This window comes from Myxococcus sp. RHSTA-1-4 (assembly GCF_020037125.1).
GTDB lineage: Bacteria > Myxococcota > Myxococcia > Myxococcales > Myxococcaceae > Myxococcus.
Genome location: NZ_JAIQDG010000020.1, coordinates 41,202 through 63,205, shown reverse-complemented (window position 1 = coordinate 63,205; position 22,004 = coordinate 41,202). Strand labels below are relative to the sequence as shown.

General features: G+C 69.9%; 15 protein-coding genes. 8 read left to right on the top strand and 7 right to left on the bottom strand.

The window, feature by feature from the left end:
- Positions 1–4: 4 nt before the first annotated feature.
- Together K8638_RS25870 and K8638_RS25865 are read right to left on the bottom strand one after the other, a co-directional pair.
- Entirely contained in the window at positions 5–3,547 is a 3,543-nt protein-coding gene (locus K8638_RS25870) for a hypothetical protein (RefSeq protein WP_223757294.1), read from the bottom strand.
- Between the two features lie 45 nt (positions 3,548–3,592).
- Positions 3,593–5,479, bottom strand: coding sequence for a hypothetical protein (locus K8638_RS25865; protein WP_223757293.1), 1,887 nt, complete (start codon positions 5,477–5,479; stop codon positions 3,593–3,595).
- Between the two features lie 277 nt (positions 5,480–5,756).
- On the opposite strand from K8638_RS25865, the gene K8638_RS25860 reads away from it, so the two are divergent.
- Positions 5,757–6,584: a DUF6348 family protein gene (locus tag K8638_RS25860; RefSeq protein ID WP_223757292.1), complete on the top strand. Its 828-nt coding sequence runs from the start codon at positions 5,757–5,759 to the stop codon at positions 6,582–6,584.
- Positions 6,585–6,642: 58 nt separating this feature from the next.
- Here K8638_RS25860 and K8638_RS25855 read toward each other — a convergent pair whose 3' ends face one another.
- Positions 6,643–8,304 (bottom strand): acyl-CoA dehydrogenase family protein, encoded by a 1,662-nt coding sequence (locus K8638_RS25855; protein ID WP_223757291.1) that lies wholly within the window; start codon positions 8,302–8,304, stop codon positions 6,643–6,645.
- 128 nt (positions 8,305–8,432) lie between these two features.
- Positions 8,433–9,212 carry a DUF6209 family protein gene (locus K8638_RS25850; RefSeq protein ID WP_223757290.1) on the bottom strand — a complete coding sequence of 260 codons (780 nt, stop codon included), beginning with the start codon at positions 9,210–9,212 and terminating at the stop codon, positions 8,433–8,435.
- Positions 9,213–9,444: 232 nt separating this feature from the next.
- Between K8638_RS25850 and K8638_RS25845 the strand changes: the two genes are divergently transcribed.
- Positions 9,445–11,226, top strand: a complete 1,782-nt coding sequence (locus tag K8638_RS25845) for an ATPase (protein ID WP_223757289.1) — start codon at positions 9,445–9,447, stop codon at positions 11,224–11,226.
- Here K8638_RS25845 and K8638_RS25840 read toward each other — a convergent pair.
- A complete protein-coding gene (locus K8638_RS25840; protein WP_223757288.1) occupies positions 11,212–12,009 on the bottom strand; it encodes a WbqC family protein in 798 nt (265 codons plus the stop codon). The genes K8638_RS25845 and K8638_RS25840 overlap by 15 nt on opposite strands.
- A gap of 198 nt (positions 12,010–12,207) precedes the next feature.
- Here K8638_RS25840 and K8638_RS25835 point away from each other — a divergent pair, with 198 nt between their 5' ends.
- Positions 12,208–14,274 (top strand): ATP-binding protein, encoded by a 2,067-nt coding sequence (locus K8638_RS25835; RefSeq protein WP_223757287.1) that lies wholly within the window; start codon positions 12,208–12,210, stop codon positions 14,272–14,274.
- A 9-nt stretch (positions 14,275–14,283) separates the two neighbouring features.
- Here the strand turns inward: K8638_RS25835 and K8638_RS25830 are convergent, their stop codons facing one another.
- Entirely contained in the window at positions 14,284–15,066 is a 783-nt protein-coding gene (locus K8638_RS25830; RefSeq protein ID WP_223757286.1) for a phytanoyl-CoA dioxygenase family protein, read from the bottom strand.
- Between the two features lie 143 nt (positions 15,067–15,209).
- On the opposite strand from K8638_RS25830, the gene K8638_RS25825 reads away from it, so the two are divergent.
- From K8638_RS25825 to K8638_RS25805, 5 genes are all read left to right on the top strand, one after another.
- The gene (locus K8638_RS25825) at positions 15,210–16,181 is read left to right on the top strand and encodes an alpha/beta fold hydrolase (RefSeq protein ID WP_223757285.1); all 972 of its coding nucleotides are present in this window, start codon (positions 15,210–15,212) and stop codon (positions 16,179–16,181) included.
- A 298-nt stretch (positions 16,182–16,479) separates the two neighbouring features.
- Entirely contained in the window at positions 16,480–17,445 is a 966-nt protein-coding gene (locus K8638_RS25820; protein WP_223757284.1) for a hypothetical protein, read from the top strand.
- A 161-nt stretch (positions 17,446–17,606) separates the two neighbouring features.
- Positions 17,607–19,625 carry a lamin tail domain-containing protein gene (locus K8638_RS25815; RefSeq protein ID WP_223757283.1) on the top strand — a complete coding sequence of 673 codons (2,019 nt, stop codon included), beginning with the start codon at positions 17,607–17,609 and terminating at the stop codon, positions 19,623–19,625.
- 79 nt (positions 19,626–19,704) lie between these two features.
- Positions 19,705–20,487 (top strand): exodeoxyribonuclease III, encoded by a 783-nt coding sequence (locus tag K8638_RS25810; protein WP_223757282.1) that lies wholly within the window; start codon positions 19,705–19,707, stop codon positions 20,485–20,487.
- An 18-nt stretch (positions 20,488–20,505) separates the two neighbouring features.
- On the top strand, positions 20,506–21,288 hold the full coding sequence (locus K8638_RS25805) for a 1-acyl-sn-glycerol-3-phosphate acyltransferase (protein WP_223757281.1): 783 nt from the start codon (positions 20,506–20,508) through the stop codon (positions 21,286–21,288).
- 45 nt (positions 21,289–21,333) lie between these two features.
- On the opposite strand, the gene K8638_RS25800 is transcribed toward K8638_RS25805, so the two are convergent.
- Positions 21,334–21,858: a hypothetical protein gene (locus K8638_RS25800; protein ID WP_223757280.1), complete on the bottom strand. Its 525-nt coding sequence runs from the start codon at positions 21,856–21,858 to the stop codon at positions 21,334–21,336.
- Positions 21,859–22,004 lie beyond the last annotated feature (146 nt).

Here is a 22,004-nt window from a genome sequence, read left to right as displayed (position 1 = left end):
CGCGTCAGGTGGGCTGGAAGAGCTTCCCCTCCACGTCCTTCACGGTGGTGGCCAGGACGGACGCGGCCCACCGCAGGCCGTCGAGTCCGAAGGCCGTCAGCTCGAAGACCACCGCGACGGCGAGCGCCTCCACCTGCTCGGAGAAGCCGGCGAAGGACTCCAGCCCCACGCCCGTGTTGCGGGAGAGGTTGGCGAAGAGCTTCTCCGTGTCGCTGAGGACGGTGTGGTAGGGCACCGACGCACTGCCATCCGCGGTTATCTCCTTCACGTAGCTCCACACGGCGACGACGAAGCCCACCAGGGAGACCAGGCCCAGCAGCAGCGTGTCGAGCCCGCCCATCAGCTTGCCCACGACCTCTATCGCCTTCGTCGGCCCACGCCCCGAGTACGCGGCCCAGCCCAGCAGGGCCGCGCAGCTCGTGGTCACCGCCTCCGCCAGGCTGACGCCCCAGAGGGCCCGGTCCAGCTTCTGCTGGGACGGGTCGTCATCGAAGGGGAAGGTCCCCGCCACGCCGATGGCCGTCATCGACGCCTGCATCGTCGAGATGAGGCACTCCAGCTTTGTGTCCCTCATGCGGAACTTCTTGAAGTCCGCCATGGCGGCGAGGAACAAGGGGTAGAAGAACGAGGCCATGACCCCGGCGAGTCCGCCCACGTGTGAGTAGCGGACGGCCGCCTCGCTCTGGGCCACGCTGTCCGTGTCCTGCGCGTCCAGCGCCAGGAATGACGTCGGGCGCGCCCGCCAGGGCATCAGCTTCGCCCTCGAGTCCGCCTGCTTCAGCTGCGCCACCTCCTGCTCCTGGACCGGCGCCTCGCCCGTGAGCAGCTTGTAGACGATGGTTACCGGGATGGCCGCGAGCAGGCAGAGCGCGCCCAGCATCGTCAGCGAGTCCTCGCCGGTGAGCTCCTTGTAGAGCCAGGAGATGAGCGGGATGTTCACCGGGCGCAGGAGCAGGTCCTGCACCATGGCCTGGGCGATGTCCGTCACCACGGCGCACAGGCCCACCAGCAGGTCCCTGGCCGCCAGCAGCAGCGCCTGCACGGCCTCGCCGGCCAGCAGCTCCACGAAGCCCTTCAGCGTGAAGGTGCCCTGCTGGAGCATCTTCTGGAGGTTGCCAAGCACCTCCTTCACCGTGCCGGCGACGTCTCCGAGGATGGCCACCGCCGTCTGGGCGAAGTCGAGCACCGCCTGGACAAGCGGGTTCTCGGACGGACTGAGCTCGGTGTCCGCGAGCCCGCCATGGGTGACCTGGTACGTGGAGAACGTGCCGCCCGGGCTGGTGTTCAGGCACGAGAGGGCGGACTGCTGCCCGGACGACGCCGAGCTCTGCGCCTGCATCGTCACCTGGCCCAGGCTCACGTCCTGCAGGCCCATGGCCTGGGTGACGACGTCGTCCCACCCGGCGATGAGCGAGTCGAAGAACGCGCCGATGGCGGGCCCCGCCTCCTTCAGCGTGCCGCCCGCCCAGAGGATGACGTCCTGGGTCATGGTCTCCAGCAGCCTCTGGGTGTTGAGGATGTCGCCCCAGGAGAAGAGGAACCCGAGCAGGCTGATGAGGTCGCCGATGAGCACCGTGAGCTGCTGGAACAGCCAGCTGATGAGCTGGAGCGCCTCGGAGAGGGTGCGGATGACGAAGGTGAGGACCTGCTCGCCAATCTTCACGAAGAACTGGAGCAGGTTGCTGGCCGCGCTGGCCACGGGCTGGATGACGTACTCGTAGACGGCGCCCGCGGCGCTCTCCAGCGCCTGGAGCACGTCGCCGGCCGCCGTCTCAATGGCGTTGCCCACGTCGCCCAGAACGCTGAAGGACATGGGCCGCACCACGAGCGCCTGGGCCTTGGGCGCGGGGGCGGAGGGGGCCGTGGAGGACGGAGCGGGCGCGGCGGAGCCGTCCGCCGGCAGGCTGTCCATGTTGGCCATGAGCTGCTTGAGCGAGTCCTGGATCTGCGAGACGAGGGCGGGGTCCGTGCCGGGGGGCACCACGGGCGTGCCGTCCTGCTTCTTCCAGTCCGACAGGTCGCTGGCCTGGAGCTTCTGGGCCAGGTTCGCGCGCAGCTCCGCGCTGGGGTCGGCCGTCACGGGCTCGGCGAGGAAGGACGCGCTGATGCGGTACATGGGGGTGCCCACGTCGGACACCTTGTTGATGAGCGTCACCGTGCCCGAGCTGTCCGTCTTCACCTCCACCGGCGTGGAGGTGTCCAGGTCCGTCCAGTACCCGTTCACCAGGACGTGGGCCCACTCGGAGGCGTTGAGCTGCACCGTCTGCCCGATGAGGGGAGCGCCCTGCGTGTCGGTGAAGCGCACCACGGTGGTGTAGCAGGCGAACTGCTGGCCATTGCCCGGGGAGGGCAGCACCATGTCGGTGTTCTGCCAGCTCGTGCTGGTGGGGTCCTGCCACAGGTAGGTGATGGTGCTGTTGTCCGTGGAGGAGAGGAACAGCTCGCTGGCGGAGCGCTTCTGGTTGCGGCGCGCGGCCAGGTGGGCCACGTGCTCGGCTTGCTGGAGGGGGGCGGACCAGCCCTCGGTGGCGCCCACCGCGTTGCTGACGCAGAACAGCCGCTGGCTGCTGTCCACGGCCCAGACGGAGACGCGCGAGGCGTCCTGGTGGGCCAGCACCGCGGAGACGCCGGGGAGCAGGTCGGACGAGGCGATGGCCAGCGCGGCGCTCTTGGCGTTCTTCAGGCCGGTGGACGGGAACCACCACAGGCCGTCTCCGCCGACATAGAGGGCGCTGAGCCCGCTGTTGCGCGGGTCCGGCAGCGCCCAGAGGCAGCGCGCTCCGGAGGGGGCCTGTACCGACAGCGTGTGGCTGGTGGAGTGCGAGTCGAGCAGGCTGGTGAAGGTGAGGCACCGCTTGCCGGAGTTGTCATCGTAGAGCGTCCAGGTGCCGCGGTACGTATCGCCGGTGATGGAGGCGCTGCCGATGACGACGTCGTGCAGCGTCTTCACGTCCTGCGGCGGTGACCAGTTGGACCAGGCGTTGCTGACGGAGGAGGTGGACGCGTCGACGAAGTAGCGGCCCACGCTTCCCGTTGAAGTCTTCACTTCGGCGATGAGCAGCGGGACCTGCTGGGCGTTCGTGAAGTCGCCCAGCAGCAGCCGCAGGACGGGTGCGCCGGCGGGGCTACCCTGTCGCTGGACCCACGCGGAGGCGAGCGTGCTCCAGGGGCTTCCGTCGGTGGTGGGGACCAGCGCGGGAGAGACGAAGACGCGGCTGCCGCCCGCGCCGTCGTCCATGGCCACGGCCAGGATGATTTCTCCCGACCGCGCCTGGATGACCGCGTAGCACTGGACGTCCCGGGTGGTGTCCGGGCTCAGCTCCAGCTGGCGCCACCCGGTCTGCACCGTGGTGTCGCGCAACATCACCCACAGCGTCTTGCGGCTGCTGTCCGCGCTGGACGCGCCCACGCTGAAGAGGAGCGGGGCGCCGCCCGCGTCCTCCGCCGTGGCCAGCGGGTACGACGCGTCCACGGAGGTGGCGGCCAGGTAGTTGTACATCAGGCTGGAAGAGACGGACGCCGAGCCAGTCAGGTTGCCCTGTGACATGAGAGCTCCAAGAGGGGTTGAAGAGGGGGAGGAGGAGGGCGGTGCTCAGCCCGGGAAGGAGACGTCCACCTGGATGGCGCCGTCCTGATTGAACACGAGCTGGCTGTAGAGGTACGGCGCGCCGGTGGGCAGCACCACGCAGTCCGAGGCGTCCAGGCACATGGAGGCGTTGTCCCGGAAGGTGCTCGCGAGCGTGTTGGCGAACTCCTGGACCTTCTGGGTGATGCCGGCCTGGGGCGTGGTGGTGGTCCAGTTGAACAGCGCGTCCAGCGCGTTGAAGACCCAGCCGTCCAGCGTCTTGTCGACGTCGGGGGCGGGGGCCTGGCCCAGGGTGATGCTGACGTCGGTGACGAGCGTGCCCTTGTCGCCTGCGGAGAGGGTGATGGTGCCCGTCCACGGCTGCACGTACGTGGCGGTGCCCAGGCGGTCCTTCAGGCCGATGCCGAAGGTGTCCAGCGGATACTGGCTGACCTCGGCGACCACCTGGAACTGGCCCGTGAGGGAGATGACGACGCTCTGGTTCGGTTGGACGCTGGGGAGGGTCTGGAAGAGGATGCTCTCGGCGCCGTAGACGTACTGGTCGAAGCCGTTGTTGACCTGGACGAACTCGCCTCGTCCGTCATTCAGGTTGCCGTTGTTCCGGGAGCCGCCGCACCGGTACACGAGCGGCGCCATGCGGCTGATGGTCCCCCCGATGCCCGAGGCCTCCAGGATGGCGGGCAGCACGGTGGGCACGAAGTAGCCCTCGCCCAGGGTGTCCTGGCTCAGGTACATGCGCGCCTTGGCCTCCGCGGGGCTGCCGTCCGGGTTGGTGGTGGCGGCCATGGGGGCCTTGAACGTGTAGCGCGAGTTCCACGTCGGCTCCGCGCGGCCGCGGGTCATCATGCAGACGTTCAGGGTGCTGAAGTCCCCGTCCGAGGCGTAGCGGGTGGTGCGCGCCACCGCGAGCGTGGGCTCGATGCTGGCGGGCTTGCCCGGGGCCTTCACGGTGTACGCCACGTCCATCTGCCTCAGCCCGGCGAGGGTGGACTGGAGCGTGCTCTGGGCGGCGGAGGAGAGCGGCACGGCGGCGTTGGTGGCCGTGTTCACGACGCGCAGTGAGCGGAACAGCGCGGGCTGGGTCAGGTCCAGGAGGAGGCGGTAGACGCCGTAGTTGAGGGACATGAGTCCCTGGAGGTGCTGCTTCGCCTCGGTCGTGGCGGCCAGGGTGCTGGGGGCCGTCACCTGGGCCTGGGAGAGGTCCAGCGACACGATGACGGTGGTGCCCGACAGCGAGAGCGTCTGCTGCTGGCCGCCGTCCACGTACTGGAGGGTCGCGGTGGTCAGGGGCAGGTACAGGTCCAGGTGGGTGGTCGCGTCATCGGGGACCTGCACGGTGGGCGCGGCCATGGCCGTCACGATGAGCTGGGACCAGGCGTCCGCGCTGCCCGCCGGGGCGGAGGGGTTCTGCGGCTGGGTGAATCGGGAGGGGATGAGGCCGTAGTACTGGAGGTCGTGGAGCTGCTTGTCGATGAGGCCCACGGAGAGGGCCCAGACCATGTCCCACTCATTGGGGGCGCGGGGGGCGAGCTTCACGGAGTAGGTGACGGCGTGGTGGTCACCCGAGCCGTCCGTGGTCTGGGTGCTCACGCTCACGAAGGACTGGCTCGACGTGCCGGAATAGGACTCGGGGTGGTTCGGGCCGCTGGAGTACATCCAGTTGAAGGTGAGGGAGACCTGCTCGTTGCCCGTCTCGAGCTTGTAGGTGACGGAGCCCTCGGGGCCAGGGGACAGGGAGTTGTTCTGCTGGACGTCGAAGGAGGTGCTGCCGCCCGAGGGGATGCTCGTGGCGGGCGCGCTGCCCTCGATGTGTCCGTCCTTGTTGTTCGGCGTCCCCCGGTTGTCCATGGGACAGCCCGAGTCATTCTTGATGGTGAGCGTGGTGGAGATCATGCGGGGTTGCAGTAGCAACCCCGGGGCCAACAGCGTTCACCGCGTAACACTCTGGAGTCCTGTTCCCACCGAGGTTCTGGAGGTGGGGCTGCGTTCACCGTGGACGCACGTGCGTCGCGGCGCATGCGGGGACGTCAGAGCAGCGAGGGATGTGAGGTGTCGCTCCAGCTGAGGGCGCGCCAGAGGGCTCCCAGGCCGCGAAGACCTGCGCGCCCATTTCATGCACCGGTGCCGGGGGATGGTGAATGCCGCGGAGTCGAAGCTAGAGTTTGAACCCATGCGCACGTCGCGGAAGCTCCTTTGGCTGATTGCCTCCCTGGCGGCTGGAAGCATCATCATTGTCATCCTCAAATCCATGGACTCGAACATGCCGGTCCGGTCGGGCCAGTCCCAACCCGCCTCGTCCACATCGGAGCAGCTCACGGATGAGGAGCTCGCGCGGCTGGCCGCGAAGCAGCTCGCGGCGTTGCTTTCGCGCAACGAGATCGCGGCCTCAGCGGAGGCGGACAGGGTCCGGCTGGGGACTCGCTCACTCTCACTGAGAACGCTGGCCACCAAGGTCATTCAGATGAATGGCCGTTTCGTTGCCGCGCTGGACTTCTCCTGTGAGGTCGACGGAACCCCGATGAAGTCTCTCTATTCCGGCAGCATCGGTGTCGACACGAGCCGAGACAGTGCACTGCTGACCGCGGTTGTTGAATGGGTTGCACAGTACGGGTTCGCGATCGGCAGCGCGCTCGCGAGCCCCAGGCGGCAAGGCACGCTGGCTGTGGGGGGATTTCTCGTCCACGAGGGGGCCACGGGAGTTCGCGGCCAGGCTCCGCCGGGCTTCAGCCCCGACAAGGCCTTCCATGCACAGGTCCTGAATCACCTGGAGCCACTACTCCGGGAGAGCTTCTCAAAGGATCCCCCAGCAAGGCTGCATGCACTCACGTTGACGCTTGCGTTGGGGGGAGAACAAGCCCAGGGGGAGTGCCGGGCGGACGGTGTCGTGGCGCCACGACTCTGCGAGCGTGCGCTCGCGTTCGCGTGGCCGCAGGGGTCGGACCCGTACATGTTCAAGCAGTACTACGTGTTCGTGCCCGCTCAGCTCCAAGAAGAATGATTCAGTGGCGGTGCTGCGCGTGCACCTCCGTCAGGGAAGGTGGCACGACCAGCCCGATTCACCCCAGCAGCTGCGCATCATCCAAGTCCATCTCATCCCGGATGAGATCCACGCCATGCTGCGCGAACCGCCGCGCCGCCGCCTTGCTTCGCGGCCCGTGCCCATTATCGAGGCACCACTGCGCATGATCGCTCAGCAGCGCCAGTTCCAGGGTCCGTCCCAGCGTCAGTGAGAACCGCCGGGCCCCGGCCTCCAGCGTCGCGGGATTCCCCATCGCCCCAGCCACCCACGCCCGTGCGTGCTCCAGCGCGTTGTTCGCCGCGTCCACACAGGGCCGCAGGCCCGAATCGCGCACCTGCGCGAGCCGCCCCTCCACCTCGTGGAAGAACGCCTCCAGCGTGCCTTCCTTCGCCAGCGCCCGCAGCGCATCCAGCGACAGCACGTTCGTCGTGCCCTCCCAGATGGACAGGACCTGAGCGTCCGCCTGAATGCGCGGCACGCCCGTGTCCTCCACGTACCCCGCGCCGCCGAACGCTTCGGAGACCTCCGAGGTGACGTGCACCACCTGGCGCCCCGTCGTCAGCTTCGCCAGCGGCGTCACCAGCCGTTGCAGCAGCAGGTCCTGCTCCGTGGCCACCTTCGCCTCCAGCCGTCCCAGCAGCTCCACCGCGCGGAAGGCCAGGAGGAACCCCGCCTGGAACTCCGCCTCCAGGCCCGCCAGCGTGTCCATGTGCAGCGGCTTCTCCGACAGCTTCGCTCCGAACTGCACCCGCCGCTGTGCGTAGTCGCGCGCCAGCGCCAGCGCCCGGCGCATGCTCCATGCCGAGCCCGTGGCATTCCACGTGCGCGTCACGTTCAGCATCCACGCCATGTTCTTGATGCCGTCCGTCAGCCCCGCCACCGGAATGGCCAGCGTCCCATCCAGCGTCAGCTCCGCCGTGGGCACCTTCCGCGTCCCCAGCTTGTCCTTCAGCCGGTTGATCTGGATGCCGTTCAGCTTCCCCGCGGCGTCCCGGGTCTCCACGTAGAAGATCGCCAGCCCCTTGCCACCGGGGCCGTTCCCCTCGGGGCGCGCCAGCGTCAGCGCCATCTGCGCCGTCGTCGCGGAGGTGAACCACTTCGTCCCGTACAGCCGCCACCCCTCCGGAGACTGCCGCGCCACCGTCTGCGTCAGGCCCACGTCCGAGCCTCCGGTCCGCTCGGTCATCCACTGGCCGGACGTCCAGAACGTCGCCGGGTCGCGCGAGGTCAGATGGGGCAGGGCGCGGTCGATCAGCGCCTGGTTCCCCAGCATGAGCAGCGAGCGGGCCGCGCCGTCCGTCATCGCCAGCGGGCACGAGTACACGTCGAGCGACGCCTGCACGAGGTAGTTCAGGACGAACTGGTGCACGCGGCTGAGCTCGGCGCTCTTCTGCTCGTACGCCGTCGCCACCAGCCCGCGCCGCGCGGACAGGGCCTCGGCCTCCTTCCACAGCGGGGAGACCTCGATGTGGTCGATGCGCTGGCCCCATGCATCCCACTGCGTCAGCACGGGCTCGTTCAGCCGGTCCCGGAGCTGGAACTGGTAGAAATGGTTCCCGCCCAGGTCACCCAGCTCGCGGAACTCGTCCGTGAGCGAGCGGCGCAAGTCTTCAGGCAGGGTGCGCGCCAGGTAGCTCTGCAAGAGCGCGTCGTCGTCGTACTGATTCCCAAGCCTCGGCGGGTCCTGGAAGAAGCTCATGCGCCGAAGTTAACACCCGCGCCCGCTTCCCGGCGCCACTCCCATGTGCCTCCCCGCCTCACGGAAGACGGGGAGGCGGACGGGACACCGGCGCGGCTTCGATGCCGGCATCCGTTCACGGGCCCGGCCTACGGCTGCTGCAACCAGAAGGTGTAGTTCGCGCCGTAGTAGGAGTCCCAGCGCACGCAGGAGCCGCGGTCCCAGTTCTCGAACCACATCGTCACGGAGCGAGCCCCGGCCGGAGCGTTGAGCGTTACCGGCACGCCACGCCGGCTGTAGCCGGAGACCGCCGTCACGCTCGTCTTGGTGACGGGCCCGTTGTCGAAGCGGTAGTGCACCGCCACATCCCAGGTGGGAGCGCCGTTGTAGAGGAGCCGGCACTCGGGGAGCCGGTCGATGTCGTAGTCCACCACGAGCGGCTGGCCCGATTTCAGCGTGCCGGCGACGTACTCCACCCAGCCCTCCTGGAACACGATGGTGGGGGGCACGGCGGTGCCGGCCGGGTGGACGGTGAAGCGGAAGTTCGTCCCGTAGTTCGAGTCATACTGCTCGCAGTCCGTGCCATTCACGCGGAACCACACCTCCAGCGCGCCGGCCTCGGGCAGGGCGATGACCGGCGCGGCGCCGGTGGACGGCTGGCCCGCGACGTCGAAGCTGCCCGGGGTGCCGTTGTTGAGGCGGTAGTGGCCGGTGATGCTCCAGTTCGGGGTGCCGTCCGGCAGCGTGGTGCGGCACTGCGGCAGACGGGCGGCGTCGTAGGCGATCTGGACCTCGCCGCCGGCAACCAGAGGCGCGGACTCGCTGAGGCTCCAGTTGGCGTTGAAGGTGATGACGGGGGACGTCTGGGCCGCCGCCGCGGTGCCGAGCAGCAGCAGGGGCAGGGCGAGAAGGGACTGGAGTCGGTTCACGGCTGTGTCTCCGGGGGAGGGGGGATGCACTGCGACCGCGGAGGGCTCGGACGGACGCGCCACGCGAGGCCACCCTCCGCGGGGGCGGAAGGCGTACGCTTGATAGGGCGAAACCAGGAAATATGGAAAGCACACAGTGAAGCAGAAACCCCCGCCCACTCCGTCACCTCCGTGTTTCGTTCAAACCGGAGCAATGCGGTAGGCTCGCGCAAACACCCTCGAGCGAGCACGAATGTCCCTGTTCAGGAGGCCGTCCCCCCCGGCCGCAGGTCAGCCGGAGGACGATTCGAACCGCAGCGTCACTCCCGTGGAGACGCCCGCGGTACAGGCTCCCGCCCCCACCCCGGTGCTCTCCAGCCCGCCGCGCCCGCGCCCGGGGCTCACCGGCGCCACGCAGGCACTCCCTCCCCGTCCGCCCCCCGCGGCCCCGCGTCCTCCGGAAGAGGGCGCCGACATCGACACCGAGCGCCGCTCCGTCGTCGTCTCCCCGGACGCACTCATCCCCGAGCGCCGAGCGGCCCCTGCATCCCCGCTCACCGCCCCGCCCGAGCGCCGCGCGCCTCCACCTCCCGGCGCCGCTCCCGCCGGCCCCGACCGCCGCGCCCCCCAGGCCCCCGGCTACACGGGCCCCGATCGCCGAGGCTCCGCGCCCGCCGCCGCCGGCTACACGGGCCCCGAGCGCCGGGGCATGCGCCGGAGCTCCGACGGCCCCATGCCCCCGGCGCAGGGAGACCGCTACTGGCCCACGCAGCCGCGAACCCTGGAGGAGACGGGCCTCACCGCGACCTTCGTGGAGGAACTCGTCCTCAAGGCCCTCTTCGCCGCCGGAGAGATGCGGGGCATGGACCTGGCCGCCCGCCTCCAGCTCCCCACCTCCATCGTCGATGACATCATCGAGGGCCTGCGCCGCCAGAAGTACGTCGACATCCGCGGCGGTGGCGCCTCGGGCGTGGGCAAGTCGACGATGATCTACCAGCTCACCCCGTTCGTGACGGACGTGCTGCGGCAGATCAACGACCGCAACCGCTACAACGGCCCGGCGCCCGTGCCCTTCCAGGAGTGGGTGGCCGCGGTGAAGAAGCAGACCGTCCGCGGCAACCGCATCACCCGCGCGAGGATGCAGGACAAGTTCGGCGACCTCATCATCCGCGACTACATCTTCGACGGCATCGGCCCGGCGATGAACTCCGGCCGCGCCATCTTCTTCTACGGCCCGCCCGGCAACGGCAAGACGGCCATCTGCCAGGGCATGGTCAACTGCTTCGAGGGGGACATCTTCATCCCCCACGCCATCCTCATCGACGACTTCGTGGTGCGCATCTTCGACGCGAACCTCCACAAGACGGTGGAGGACGACGGCGCGTCCGCGTATGACAGGCGCTGGGTGCGCTGCCGGCGCCCGCTCGTCGTCGTGGGCGGAGAGCTGACGCTGGAGATGCTCGACCTCGTCTACTCGCCGGAGGTGAAGTACTACGAGGCCCCGTTCCAGATGAAGGCCACCAACGGGATGCTCCTCATCGACGACTTCGGCCGGCAGAAGGTGTCTCCGAAGGACCTCCTCAACCGGTGGATCGTCCCGCTGGAGAGCGACATCGACCTGCTCACCCTGCACACCGGCAAGAAGGTGCAGGTGCCCTTCGACGTGTTCGCCGCCTTCTCCACCAACCTGGACCCGAGCGACCTCGTGGACGACGCCTTCCTGCGCCGCGTCCGCTACAAGCTGGAGGTGCAGCGCCCGGACGAGGAGCAGTTCCACGAAATCTTCCAGCTCATGTGCCGCAAGCGGGGCGTCGCGTACGACGCGTCGGTGGTGGACCACCTCATCGACACGCACTACCGCCCGGTGGGGCGTCCCTTCGCGGCCTGCCAGCCACGGGACTTGCTCGACCAGGTCATCGACATGGCCCACTACCAGGGCACGGAGCCGCGCCTGACACCCGAGCTGCTGGACGCGGCGGTGCGCAGCTACTTCGTGCGCTTCGACAGGGACAGGGCCGCTTCAGGCCCCGCCTGAGCCACCGGGCGCAGGAGCGAAGGGGCCCCAGGGCGAGGGCTCCAACCACCGGCGCACCTCGTCCACCGGAACATTCGCCAGCACGTCCACCAGGGACATTCCGTGCACGAAGCGCCCCTCGCGGCCCTGCGCGTAGGGCGGGTGCCGGAAGCGCTGCCACAGCACGCGCACGTCCGCGTCGCGGAAGAGGCCCAGCTTCAGGTACAGCGACGAGCCCATGCCCGAGTAGTACGTGTGGGCCCCCACCTGCTGGCAGTACGCGACCAGGCGGCCTGTCTTGTCGTCGCCCTGGCGCTCCAGCGTGGAGGCCAGGACGATGTTCGGCCGCAGGCCCAGCGGCTCATGGAACAGCGCCATGCTCGCCAGCAGCACCCGCAGCAGCGAGCCCGGCCCGCCCTCGCGCGCCGCCGCGTCGTAGAAGGGCTCCAGGAGCGGCAGCACCTGTGTGCCGAAGTACGGCCGCTTCCCGTAGAGCGTCACCAGCGTCTGGAGGTGCTTGCGCGCCCACGGCTGGCGGGTGTCCACCGCGAGGTCCTGGATGAGCGTGTCCCGGTGCGGGTCCTCCAGGGGGATGGACAGCCACTGGAAGCCGGGCTCGGTGGGCGGGGGAGTGGGCACGTTGGCGGGCAGTGCCACCCGCGTGCGCCGCTGCCAGCCGCGCCGCAGCCACTGCACGTTGTCCAGCACCAGCAGGGTGCCCGAGCGCGCCACCTGCTCGTAGAAATCAACCCACGGCAGGTAATGGGGCTGCTCGGCGACCAGGACTCCGGGTATACCCGCCACGCTTCAATGATATGCGCCCGTGGCTCCTCCGGTGGCCACCTTCCTTCGACGCGAGTCCCTCCGTTGCACCCTGCCTGCATGGCAGCCCTGGGGCGCCCGGGACTCATCGTCCCGGGGTGCTGCGGCGTGGTGGATTTCCGTATGACGGAACTGTAAGATTCCAGGAAGGCCGCTCCTCAGGGGGCAGGGAAGGGCTGGATGAAGTTCCTGTGCATCACCGCTGATCTCCATCACCCCGTGGCGGAGGAGCTTCGCCGCCAGGGGCAGGACGTCTCGGCCGCCGCGAGCGTGGCCGAGGCGGGAGCAGCGCTGGTGCATGGGCCGGTGGACGTGCTGGTGGTGGAGGCGGCGGCGCTGGCGGAGGACGCGCGCTGGCTGGATTCGCTGCGGGTGCGCGCTCGGCCGGACGAGCCGCTCGTGCTGGGGCTGGCGCGGACCGCCACGGAGAAGGAGCTGGAGCCGCTGCTGGCGGCGGCGGTGGACGAGTACCTCGTGGAGCCCTTCACGCCCGGTGACGTGCGCGCGCGCACGTTGCTGCTGGAGCGGCGTGGCGCGGCACGGCGGCAGCGGCGCACGTCCGAGGCGGCGGCGCGCGGGGAGATGGACCGGCTGGCCGCCATCATCCAGACGCAGTCGGACGTGGCGCTGGCGGGGCTGGACCTGGACGAAATCATGCGCCTGCTGTGCGAGCGCTCGCGGGTGCTGTGCGGCGCGGACGGCGCGGCGGTGGCCCTGCTGGAGGGCGAAGAGGTGCATTACCGGGTGGCCACCGGCAGCGTGGAGGCCCACTCGGGCTTCCGGCTGAAGGTGGAGGGCAGCCTCACGGGCTCCAGCCTGCTGCGAGGTGACGTGATGCGCACGGACGACACGGAGGACGACGTGCGCGTCAACGTGCGCGCCACCCGTCAGGTCGGCGCGCGTTCGATGATCTGCGTCCCGCTGTGGCGCGAGGCGCGGCCGGTGGGGGCGCTCAACGTCATCTCCAGCCGGCCGCACGCGTTCGATGATCGCGACGTGCGCACGCTGGAGCTGATGGCGGGCCTGCTGGGCGCGGCCATGGGCAACGCGGCGGAGGCGCAGGCGCGCCAGGAGCTGATGGTCCAGCGCACCGCCGCGCTCGCCGCGCTGCAGGAGTCGCAGGAGCTGTTCGCCTCCTTCATGAACAACAGCCCGGTGGTGGCCTTCATCAAGGACGAGAAGGGCCGGCGCATCTGGGTGAACGAGCAGTACCGCCGCTTCTTCCGGCTGCCGGAGGGCGCGGACCTGACGAACATCGACGACACGGAGCTGATGCCCCCGGCGTCCGCGGAGCACGTGCGCCGGGATGACCGGGCGGTGCTGGCATCCGGCAAGCCCACCGCCACCGAGGGAATGATTCCGACGCCGGACGGCGACGTGCGCTACTGGCTCACCTACCGCTTCCTCGTGAGGGACCAGCCCGGGCGGAAGCTGCTGGGCGGCGTGGCGCTGGACATCACCGACCGCAAGGCCATGCAGGCGCAGCTCGTGGTGTCGGACCGGCTGGCCGCGGTGGGGACGCTGGCGGCCGGCGTGGCGCACGAAATCAACAACCCGCTGGCCTTCGTGCTGTCCAACCTGTCCTTCCTCTCCGGCGAGCTGCAAGGCGTGGCCCGCGAGCTGCCGCCGGGGCGCACCGCGGAGATGGAGGAGGTGCTGCGCGAGGCGTCCGACGGCGCGCACCGCGTGCGGCAGATCGTCCGGGATTTGCGCACGTTCTCCCGCGGCGACGACGAGGTGGCCACGTCCGTCAACATCCAGGCGGTGCTGGAGTCCGCCATCACCATGGCGCGCGGCGAGCTGAAGATGCGGGCGCAGATTGTCCGCGAGTACCGCGAGGTGCCGCTGGTGGAGGGCAACGAGGGCCGCTTCGGGCAGGTGTTCCTCAACCTGCTCATCAACGCCGCGCAGGCGATTCCGCCCGGCAAGCCGGAGCAGCACGAGGTGCGCCTGGTGCTGCGGCACTCGGGGGAGCGGGTCATCGTGGAGGTGCACGACACCGGCAGTGGCATGCCTCCGGAGGTGCGCGCGCGCATCTTCGACCCGTTCTTCACCACCAAGCCGGTGGGCGAGGGCACCGGGCTGGGGCTGTCCATCTGCCACGGCATCGTCACCGGCTTCGGCGGGGAGATCACCGTGGAGAGCGAGGAGGGGCGGGGCAGCACCTTCCGCGTGTCCCTGCCGGTGGCGCAGCGCGCGCGGGACTCGGGGATGCCGAGGCCCCTGCCGCTGCACCTGCTGAGCTGAGACGTCCCGCTACCCGCGGAACACGGGCGGGAAGACGCGGGGGGCCTTCTTCTTGCGCAGGCAGTGCACGTCCGCGCCCATGTAGCAGGCGGAGAAGGCGCGGCGGCGCAGCCCGGGACGGCCGCGTCCGGAGCGGTGCCACACGTGGTTGTGGACGAGGATGGACTCGCCGGCGCGGACGGGGAGGGGAATGGCGTGGCGCTCGGCCCCGGCGGCGGCCACCGCGTCCGCGGGGATGACGCCGCCCAGCGGTGTCACCAGCCCGCCCCGGTGACTGCCGGGGATGACCTCCAGGCAGCCGCCGTCCTCGGGCGCGTCGTCCAGCGCGGTCCAGATTTGAAGGTCGGGCTCGCGGCTGAGGCCCCACAGCCGGCCTCCGTCCTGGTGCCAGGGCAGGTTGCTGCCGCCGGCCTGGCCCTTGTGGAAGAGGATGGCGCGGTAGAGGACGATATCGCCGGGGATGCGGGCGCGGGCGATGCGCTCGAAGAGCGGGTTCTCCAGCCACGCCAGGAAGCACGGGTCCTTCTCCAGCTTCTCCAGCTTGCGGTAGTCCAGCGAGGGGCCCTGCCAGCCCAGGCCCAGGGGCGCGTCCTCGTAGCGGCCCGTGGTGGCGTCGGGCTGGAAGAACATGCCTTCGTGGACGACACGGCCGAGCATGAGGTCGTCCGCCCGCTCGCGCAGCAGGGCGAGGCCTTCGTCGGAGAGGACACGTCCCAGGCGTGCGTAGCCGTGCTCGGTGTAGTTCGCGAGCGGGGGAGCGATATCGAATTGTTCCGCGTCCACGCAGAGCATGGTCCTTCTCATAACCCGGCGGTGCGGGGTGGTGGGAGCGTCACGGTGGGGTGAGCGGGCAGGAGGGGGGGGCCGGATGGAGCCCGCCTGGCTACCGGGAGACCTTGCGCCCATGACGGGGGCGCCCCATGGTTGGGAGTGGCATGCCCTATCGTCGAGCCACCCGCTTCGTGACCGCCCCGGATGGGACCCGGGTGGCCTGGCATACGCACTTCGGGAACCTGCGGGAGGAGACCGCGGACGCGGAGATGGCCGGGCGTCGCACGGTGCTGCTGACCAATGGCATCGGCACGTCGGAGAACTTCTGGCGGTACATCGTCGCCAGCCTGGAGCAGGACCACCGGGTGGTGCACTGGGACTACCGAGGGCACGGCGGCAGCGAGGACTCGCGGAGCGGGGACTACCGCGTCCCCGTGCACGTGGAGGACCTGGAGCGCATCACCGAGGAGGTGATGGCGCGGGGCGACGGGAGCCCGCCGCTGCACGTGGCCTTCTCCATGGGCGTGCGCGTGCTGCTGGAGCTCTACCGGAGGCGGCCGGACCTGGTGCCCGCGATGACGCTCGTCGCCGGCACGCCCGGGGCGCCGGGCTCGGGGACGGGCCGGCTGCTTCCACGCGCGATTCTGTTCGCCACCCGTGGCGTCTTTCGCGCCGCCACGCCCGCCCTGCCGCTGGCCGCGCCGATGGCGCACTCGGTGATGGCCAGCCGCTTCGCGTACCCGCTGGGCCGGGCGGTGGGCGCCCTGAGGCCCCGGGCGCCGCGGGCCGACATCGACGAGTTCATGAAGGCCCTGCGGCGGATGAGCCCGGAGGCGTACTGGTACACGCTGCGAGGGCTGGCGGAGGGGCACGCCTGGGACGTGGTGCCCGGGGTGCGGGTGCCCACGCTCATCATCGCCGCGCGCGACGACACCCTCGTGCCGCTGCGCGAGATGGAGCGCATGCGGGATGCCATGCCGCACGCGCACTGGCTGCGGGTGGATGATGCAGGACATGCCGGGCTGCTGGAGGCGGGCACGGAGATCGCCGACGCCGTCCGCGGCTTCCTCATGCAGCACGGCATGGAGCCACCGGGAGTGGGGCGCGCGTCCGGGCCCGAGCCGTTCTCGGGTTGAGGGGCCGTGCGTCAGTTCAGCGGCGCGGGCTGCTGCCTGAGAAGTCTCAAGGAAATGCCGGTGTGACAGCCGCGAAGCGGCCACGCCGCGATTCATCCGATCATCCACTTCCGGATGAAGGCGCACGCGTACGTCCGGTTCCGGACGCGGAATGTGTCTGCCATTGGGAAGTAGCCGGGGGCGGAGGGGCAGGTGCTCGCGATACAGGTGCCATGGGCTTACAAGATTTCAAATGAGAGGGGGCACCGAGCGCGGGTGTCTCTGCTTCCCTTCCCGGGCGTCCTCCAAGGGGAATCACATGCATACCGTCGATCTCGGCCGCCGCCGCGGCATGATGTGTCGTGCTGGTTCGTGGGCCCTGGTGTCATGCGTCCTGCTGCTGGGGATGGGAGGCGGGTGTGGGCCGGCGGAGCTCCTGCCCGAGCCACCCGAGCCACCCGAGCCTCGCGCCCAGGTCCAGGACGTCTTGGTGGACAACGGCCTGTCGTTCAACGGGCTCTCGTTCAACGGGCTGTCTTTCAATGGCTTGTCATTCAACGGCCTCTCGTTCAACGGCCTGTCCACCGAGGCCTTCAAGAACTGGTTCCATTCGAATCCGGTGCTGGCGGACGAGGTGATGCGCTACGTCGTCCGTTGCGCCGTGCCCGCCGGACAGGCGCGCACGTACACGTGTCCGCAGACCGGAAAGACGTACGCCTGGACGGGCTCGCTGGGACTGGCACCCCGATGGGCAGGCGGCTCGGCCTCGTCGGAGCTCGAGCAGGAGCTCGTCTCCGCGTGCCTGGCCGCCCACGTCAACCCCTACAAGGTGAGCATCCCCATCTCCGTGCTGGGCAGACATGCGAGTGGGCAGGTCATCGCGTACACGAACGATGAGCTGAACATGTTCCCGAAGCATGAGTCGTGCTTCTTCGGCAACCTCTTCACCGGTCAGGGCATCTACGCGGGCAGCCGGGGGACGCTCTTGAGCCAGAACCAGAGCAGCGCGCGGGCGTGCGCGGTGGTGGACAACTCGGGTAGCCAGCGCCTGAAGTGCCCGCCCCTCGTCTACGTGGGGGACTGCTCCAGGCACTGCACGCTGGATTCCACGGGGCTGTTCTTCGACAGGTGCGTCTACTCGGGCGCCGAGTACCGGCCTCTCGCGACGAGGATGCGAGATCAGGACATCTACCGGTGCGGAGATGGCACCTGCCAGGTCACCGAGTCGTGCGGGACCGCCAACTGGTACAACAGCTGTCTGCCGGACTGCGGCATCTGCAGGTGAGCCCGCGTGGAGCTCCTGGTCGCTTCCCCAGCAGGGCCTGCCTTGCGAGCGGGCATGGGAGCGTGGCTTCCGGCGTGGTTGTAATCTGCCGCCAATTGCGTACTCGGTGACGTCCATGAGATGTGAGGAGCGCCCCCTCCCGCCGTACGGAGTCCACCCTCATGCCCTGGTCCTTCCGGCCGCTCATGGCTCCGCTGTCCGCGTTGCTGCTCCTCGCCTCGGCCTGCGGCGATGACCCGGTCTGCGGAAACGGCCTCGTGGAGGCGGGCGAGCAGTGCGACGACGGCAACACCGCGGACGGTGACGGTTGCGCGAGCAACTGCCAGTCCGCTCCAGAACCGGATGCCGGCGGCGCCGTGTGCGGCAACGGCCGGGTGGAGGGCACCGAACGCTGCGATGACGGCAACCGCACCCAGGGAGACGGCTGCGAGAACGACTGCACCCTTACTCCCGAGCAGCAGCCGGACGGCGGCGCGGATTCGGGGATACCGACGGACGCCGGGACGGAGGATGACGGCGGTACGGACGCGGGTGGTGGCAGCGACGCCGGCTCCGGCACGGACGCGGGGACAGGCACGGACGCGGGGACCGGCACCGACGCGGGCCCTGGCGCGGACGCGGGCTCGGACACCGACGCGGGGACAGGCACGGACGCGGGCAGCGATGCAGACGCGGGGGCTGATATCGACGCGGGAGCCGTCACGGATGCGGGCGCCGACGCCGACGCGGGCAGTGGCGCGGACGCCGGTTCTTCCCCGGACTCCGGCACCTGGCTGGACGCGGGCTCTGATACTGACGCGGGCACCGATACGGATGCGGGTAGCGACCCGGATGCGGGCTCCGGCTTCGATGCGGGCACGGACATCGATGCAGGCACCGATGCCGGTTCCGTCCTCGATGCTGGCGCCGACGCGGGGCCCGGCGCGGATGCCGGCACCGGCACCGACGCGGGTACCAGCAGCGATGCCGGCACCGACGCGGGCACCACGCAGGTGGCCCTGTCCACCTTCGGCCCGACGGGTACCTTCGTGCGCTCGGGCTTCACGGGCCCGACCTTCCCGGAACAGCTCACGCTCTCACTGAAGGAGCCCGCGCCCACGGACGTGTGGGTGGAGATGTCCTCCTCCAGCCCGGCCGTCGTGGTGGAGAGCGGCAACCTGGTGCGAATCCCGGTGGGCGCTCGCTCGGCCGTGGTGGTGGTGAGCGCGGACCTGGACGCGGAGCCGGGGGTGACCAAGGCGGTGCTGACGGCCAGGCTGGGCGCCGAGACGCGCGAGGCCACGGTGCGGGTGCTCGCGGTGGATCAGCCCGCGGCGCTGGCGCTGCTGACGCCCGAGGCGGCGGTGGTGGCCGGAGGCGGCACGCACACCTTCACGGTGATGTTGGACGTGCCCCCGCCGGTGGACACGCCGGTGGACCTCGTGCTCCAGCCCGCGGCGCTGGGCACCGCGCCGGTGCGTGTCACGGTGCCCGCCAACACGCTGTCCGCCAAGTTCGACTTCACGGCGGGCGGCGCGATCGGCGCGGGCCGGTTGGTCGCCATGCTCGGGACGCAGTCCGCCGCGTCGAGCATCCAGGTGACGGGCTCCACCGCGAACCACATCGTCATCAGCGAGCTCGCGCCCCGGAGCGTGAGCAGTGAGAACGACGAGTTCATCGAGCTGTACAACCCCACCGCGAGCACGGTGAACCTCGCCGGGTGGAAGGTGCAATACAAGAGCGCGGCGGGGGACAACTACGTCAGCTTCACCCTGCCTTCCGGTTCGAGCATCGCTCCGCGCGGCTACTTCCTGGTGGGCGGCAGGAGCTACTCGGCCGGCACGGGAGGGGCGACGCAGGACGCGAACTGGGACAATCTGTTCCTCATGGGGGCCAGCGGGGGCCACGTGCGCGTCGGCCCACCGGAGCTGACCGTGGACCCGGACGACCCGACGGCGGTGGACACGGTGGGCTACGGCACCGCCAACAGGCCGGAGGGCACCGCCATCCAGCCCGTTCCGGACGCGGCGGGCAGCTTCGAGCGCAAGGCCCACTCCGCCTCCACCACGGCCTCCATGGAGGAGACCGGCGCGGACGCGCTGAAGGGCAACGGGCACGACACGGGCAACAACGCCGCCGACTTCATCCTGAGGACGGCGCGCCAGCCGCAGAACAAGGCGAGCCCGGCCGAGCCCCAGTAGCCGGGCATGCCCCCACCCCTACCGGGAGTGCGCGCGGTAGGGGCTGGAAATACCGTGCGGGCCGGGTCATAAGCCTTCCGTGCGAGTCGTTTCCTGGAACGTCAACGGATTGCGCTCCGTCCACCGCAAGGGCTTCCTGCCGTGGCTGGCCGGGGCCCGGGCGCAGGTGGTCGCCGTGCAGGAGGTGCGCGCGCGGGCCGACCAGCTCCCGGATGAGGTGCGGGCGCCCTCGCGTTGGAAGACGCACTTCGTGGCGGCGGAGCGCCCCGGCTACAGCGGGGTGGGGCTGTTCTGCCGGACGGAGCCCGATGACGTGGAGACGCGCCTGGGCGAGGCGGAGTTCGACGTGGAGGGGCGGCTGCAGATTGCCCGCTTCGGCAAGCTCACGGTGGTGAACGGCTACTTTCCCAACGGCAATGGGAAGGACCGTGACCTCAGCCGCATCCCCTACAAGCTCGCCTTCTACCGGCGCCTCTTCGAGCAGCTGGAGAAGCCGCTGCGCGACGGGGGGCGGGTGTTGGTGGTTGGGGACTTCAACACGGCGCATCAGGACCTCGACCTGGCGCGCCCCCGGGAGAACCGCGAGACGAGCGGCTTCCGCCCGGAGGAGCGCGCGGAGTTCGACCGCTGGATTCGCGCCGGTTGGGTGGACACCTTCCGTCACTTCCACAAGGGCGGCGGGCACTACTCGTGGTGGAGCCAGCGCGTCGGAGTGCGGGAGAAGAACATCGGTTGGAGGATTGACTACGTCCTGGCCACGCCGGCGGCCATGGCCTACGTGAAGAAGGCCGCCATCCATCCGGATGTGACAGGCTCGGACCACTGTCCGGTGAGTGTGGACCTGGACCCGGCGGTCCGCTGAAGCTTGCTCGAGGCTCTCATGAACGCATTGCTGTCCATCTGGACGTGGATCGAGATTGGCCTGGTGGCGCTGGTCGGCTTCTTCGTGCAGCTCGCGCTCGCCATCGTCACCTGGCCGTTCGAACGGCGCCGTCACGTGACGGGGCGGTGCTTCCGGCTGGTGGGCGTCACCGCGGCGAAGCTGACGCCGTTCTGGCGCTTCGGCGTGCACGGCGATGTGCCGGCGCGGGTGGCGCCGAACACGGTGGTGGTGAGCAACCACGAGTCCAACGCGGACCCGTTCCTCATCTCGCACCTGCCGTGGGAGATGAAGTGGCTGGGCAAGGCCAGCCTCTTCAAGATTCCGGTGGTGGGCTGGATGATGTGGATGGCGGGGGACATCCCCGTGCACCGCGGCGATCGTGACTCCGCCACGGGGGCCATGGCCCGCTGCCGCGAATGGCTGGCGAAGGGCATGCCGGTGATGATCTTCCCGGAGGGCACGCGCTCGAAGACGGACGAGCTGCTGCCCTTCAAGGACGGCGCGTTCCGGCTGGCCATCGAGGCGCAGGCGGACGTGCTGCCGCTCGCGGTGAGTGGGACGCGCCGCGCGCTGCCGAAGCACTCGTGGCGCTTCGCCACGTCACGCGGGCTGGTGACGGTGGGCACGCCCATCTCCACCAAGGGGATGACGCTGGCGGACCTGGAGAAGCTGAAGGACCTGGCGCGCACGCAGATTCTCGCCCTGCGCGCCGGGCTGATGCCCCACACCAGCGCCGGGGCTCCGGCCTCCGAGTCCTCCGGCGCCGCTCCCGCCGCTTGACACCTGCCGTTTCCCGCGGAGAGGCCGACAAGGGCCCGCGGGCTGTCAGACGTCCTTGTCCTCGTTGTCGATGATGTGGCAGCGCATGTCCTTGTCGAGGGCCCCCTCGATGAGGCCGCGCACCACGTCCTTGCCGCCAATCTCGAAGGACAGGCTGACCTTGTCGCCCGCGACGGCGTCTTCCTTGTCCATGTTGAGCCTGCCGCCGAGCGCCACGGCGTCACCGTCGATGCGGGCGCCATTGTGGACGCGGACCTCTCCGCCGAGTGACACCGCGTCGCCCTTCACGCGGGCGCCGGCCTCGACGATGACCCGGCCGCGGATGGCGACGGCGTCCTCCACCACGGCGCCCTTGCGGATGATGACGTTGCCCTCCACGGCGACGGCGTCCTTCACCTTCTCCCCGGCCTCGATGACCAGGTCGGTGCCCTGGACGGCGCGGCTGCCATCCTTCGTGTTGGTGGCGCACACCACCCGCCAGTCATCAGGCTTCTTCGCGGCGTCCTCCGCGAGGGCCGGAGTGGCGAGGGTGAAGGCGAGGGCCAGGGCGGGCAGGGTAGGCAGGCGCATGGGCGGCTCCTGAAGATTCCGGGATACCCCTCCTACGGACGTGCCGCCGGTCGATTGCATGGCCCGTGAGTCCCTGTCGAATCAGGGGCTCGGGTGGGAGCACCCATCCGTCGGAAATGCGACTTCAGAACGTAAAGTGTCTAGTG

What these genes read in the sequence shown, in the direction of transcription:
- K8638_RS25820 (WP_223757284.1), top strand. Translation starts at nt 16,480, where the DNA reads ATGCATACCGTCGATCTCGGCCGCCGCCGCGGCATGATGTGTCGTGCT.
- K8638_RS25800 (WP_223757280.1), bottom strand. Translation starts at nt 21,858, where the DNA reads ATGCGCCTGCCTACCCTGCCCGCCCTGGCCCTCGCCTTCACCCTCGCC.
- K8638_RS25855 (WP_223757291.1), bottom strand. Translation starts at nt 8,304, where the DNA reads ATGAGCTTCTTCCAGGACCCGCCGAGGCTTGGGAATCAGTACGACGAC.
- K8638_RS25835 (WP_223757287.1), top strand. Translation starts at nt 12,208, where the DNA reads ATGAAGTTCCTGTGCATCACCGCTGATCTCCATCACCCCGTGGCGGAG.
- K8638_RS25860 (WP_223757292.1), top strand. Translation starts at nt 5,757, where the DNA reads ATGCGCACGTCGCGGAAGCTCCTTTGGCTGATTGCCTCCCTGGCGGCT.
- K8638_RS25830 (WP_223757286.1), bottom strand. Translation starts at nt 15,066, where the DNA reads ATGCTCTGCGTGGACGCGGAACAATTCGATATCGCTCCCCCGCTCGCG.
- K8638_RS25845 (WP_223757289.1), top strand. Translation starts at nt 9,445, where the DNA reads ATGTCCCTGTTCAGGAGGCCGTCCCCCCCGGCCGCAGGTCAGCCGGAG.
- K8638_RS25815 (WP_223757283.1), top strand. Translation starts at nt 17,607, where the DNA reads ATGCCCTGGTCCTTCCGGCCGCTCATGGCTCCGCTGTCCGCGTTGCTG.
- K8638_RS25825 (WP_223757285.1), top strand. Translation starts at nt 15,210, where the DNA reads ATGCCCTATCGTCGAGCCACCCGCTTCGTGACCGCCCCGGATGGGACC.
- K8638_RS25805 (WP_223757281.1), top strand. Translation starts at nt 20,506, where the DNA reads ATGAACGCATTGCTGTCCATCTGGACGTGGATCGAGATTGGCCTGGTG.
- K8638_RS25870 (WP_223757294.1), bottom strand. Translation starts at nt 3,547, where the DNA reads ATGTCACAGGGCAACCTGACTGGCTCGGCGTCCGTCTCTTCCAGCCTG.
- K8638_RS25865 (WP_223757293.1), bottom strand. Translation starts at nt 5,479, where the DNA reads ATGATCTCCACCACGCTCACCATCAAGAATGACTCGGGCTGTCCCATG.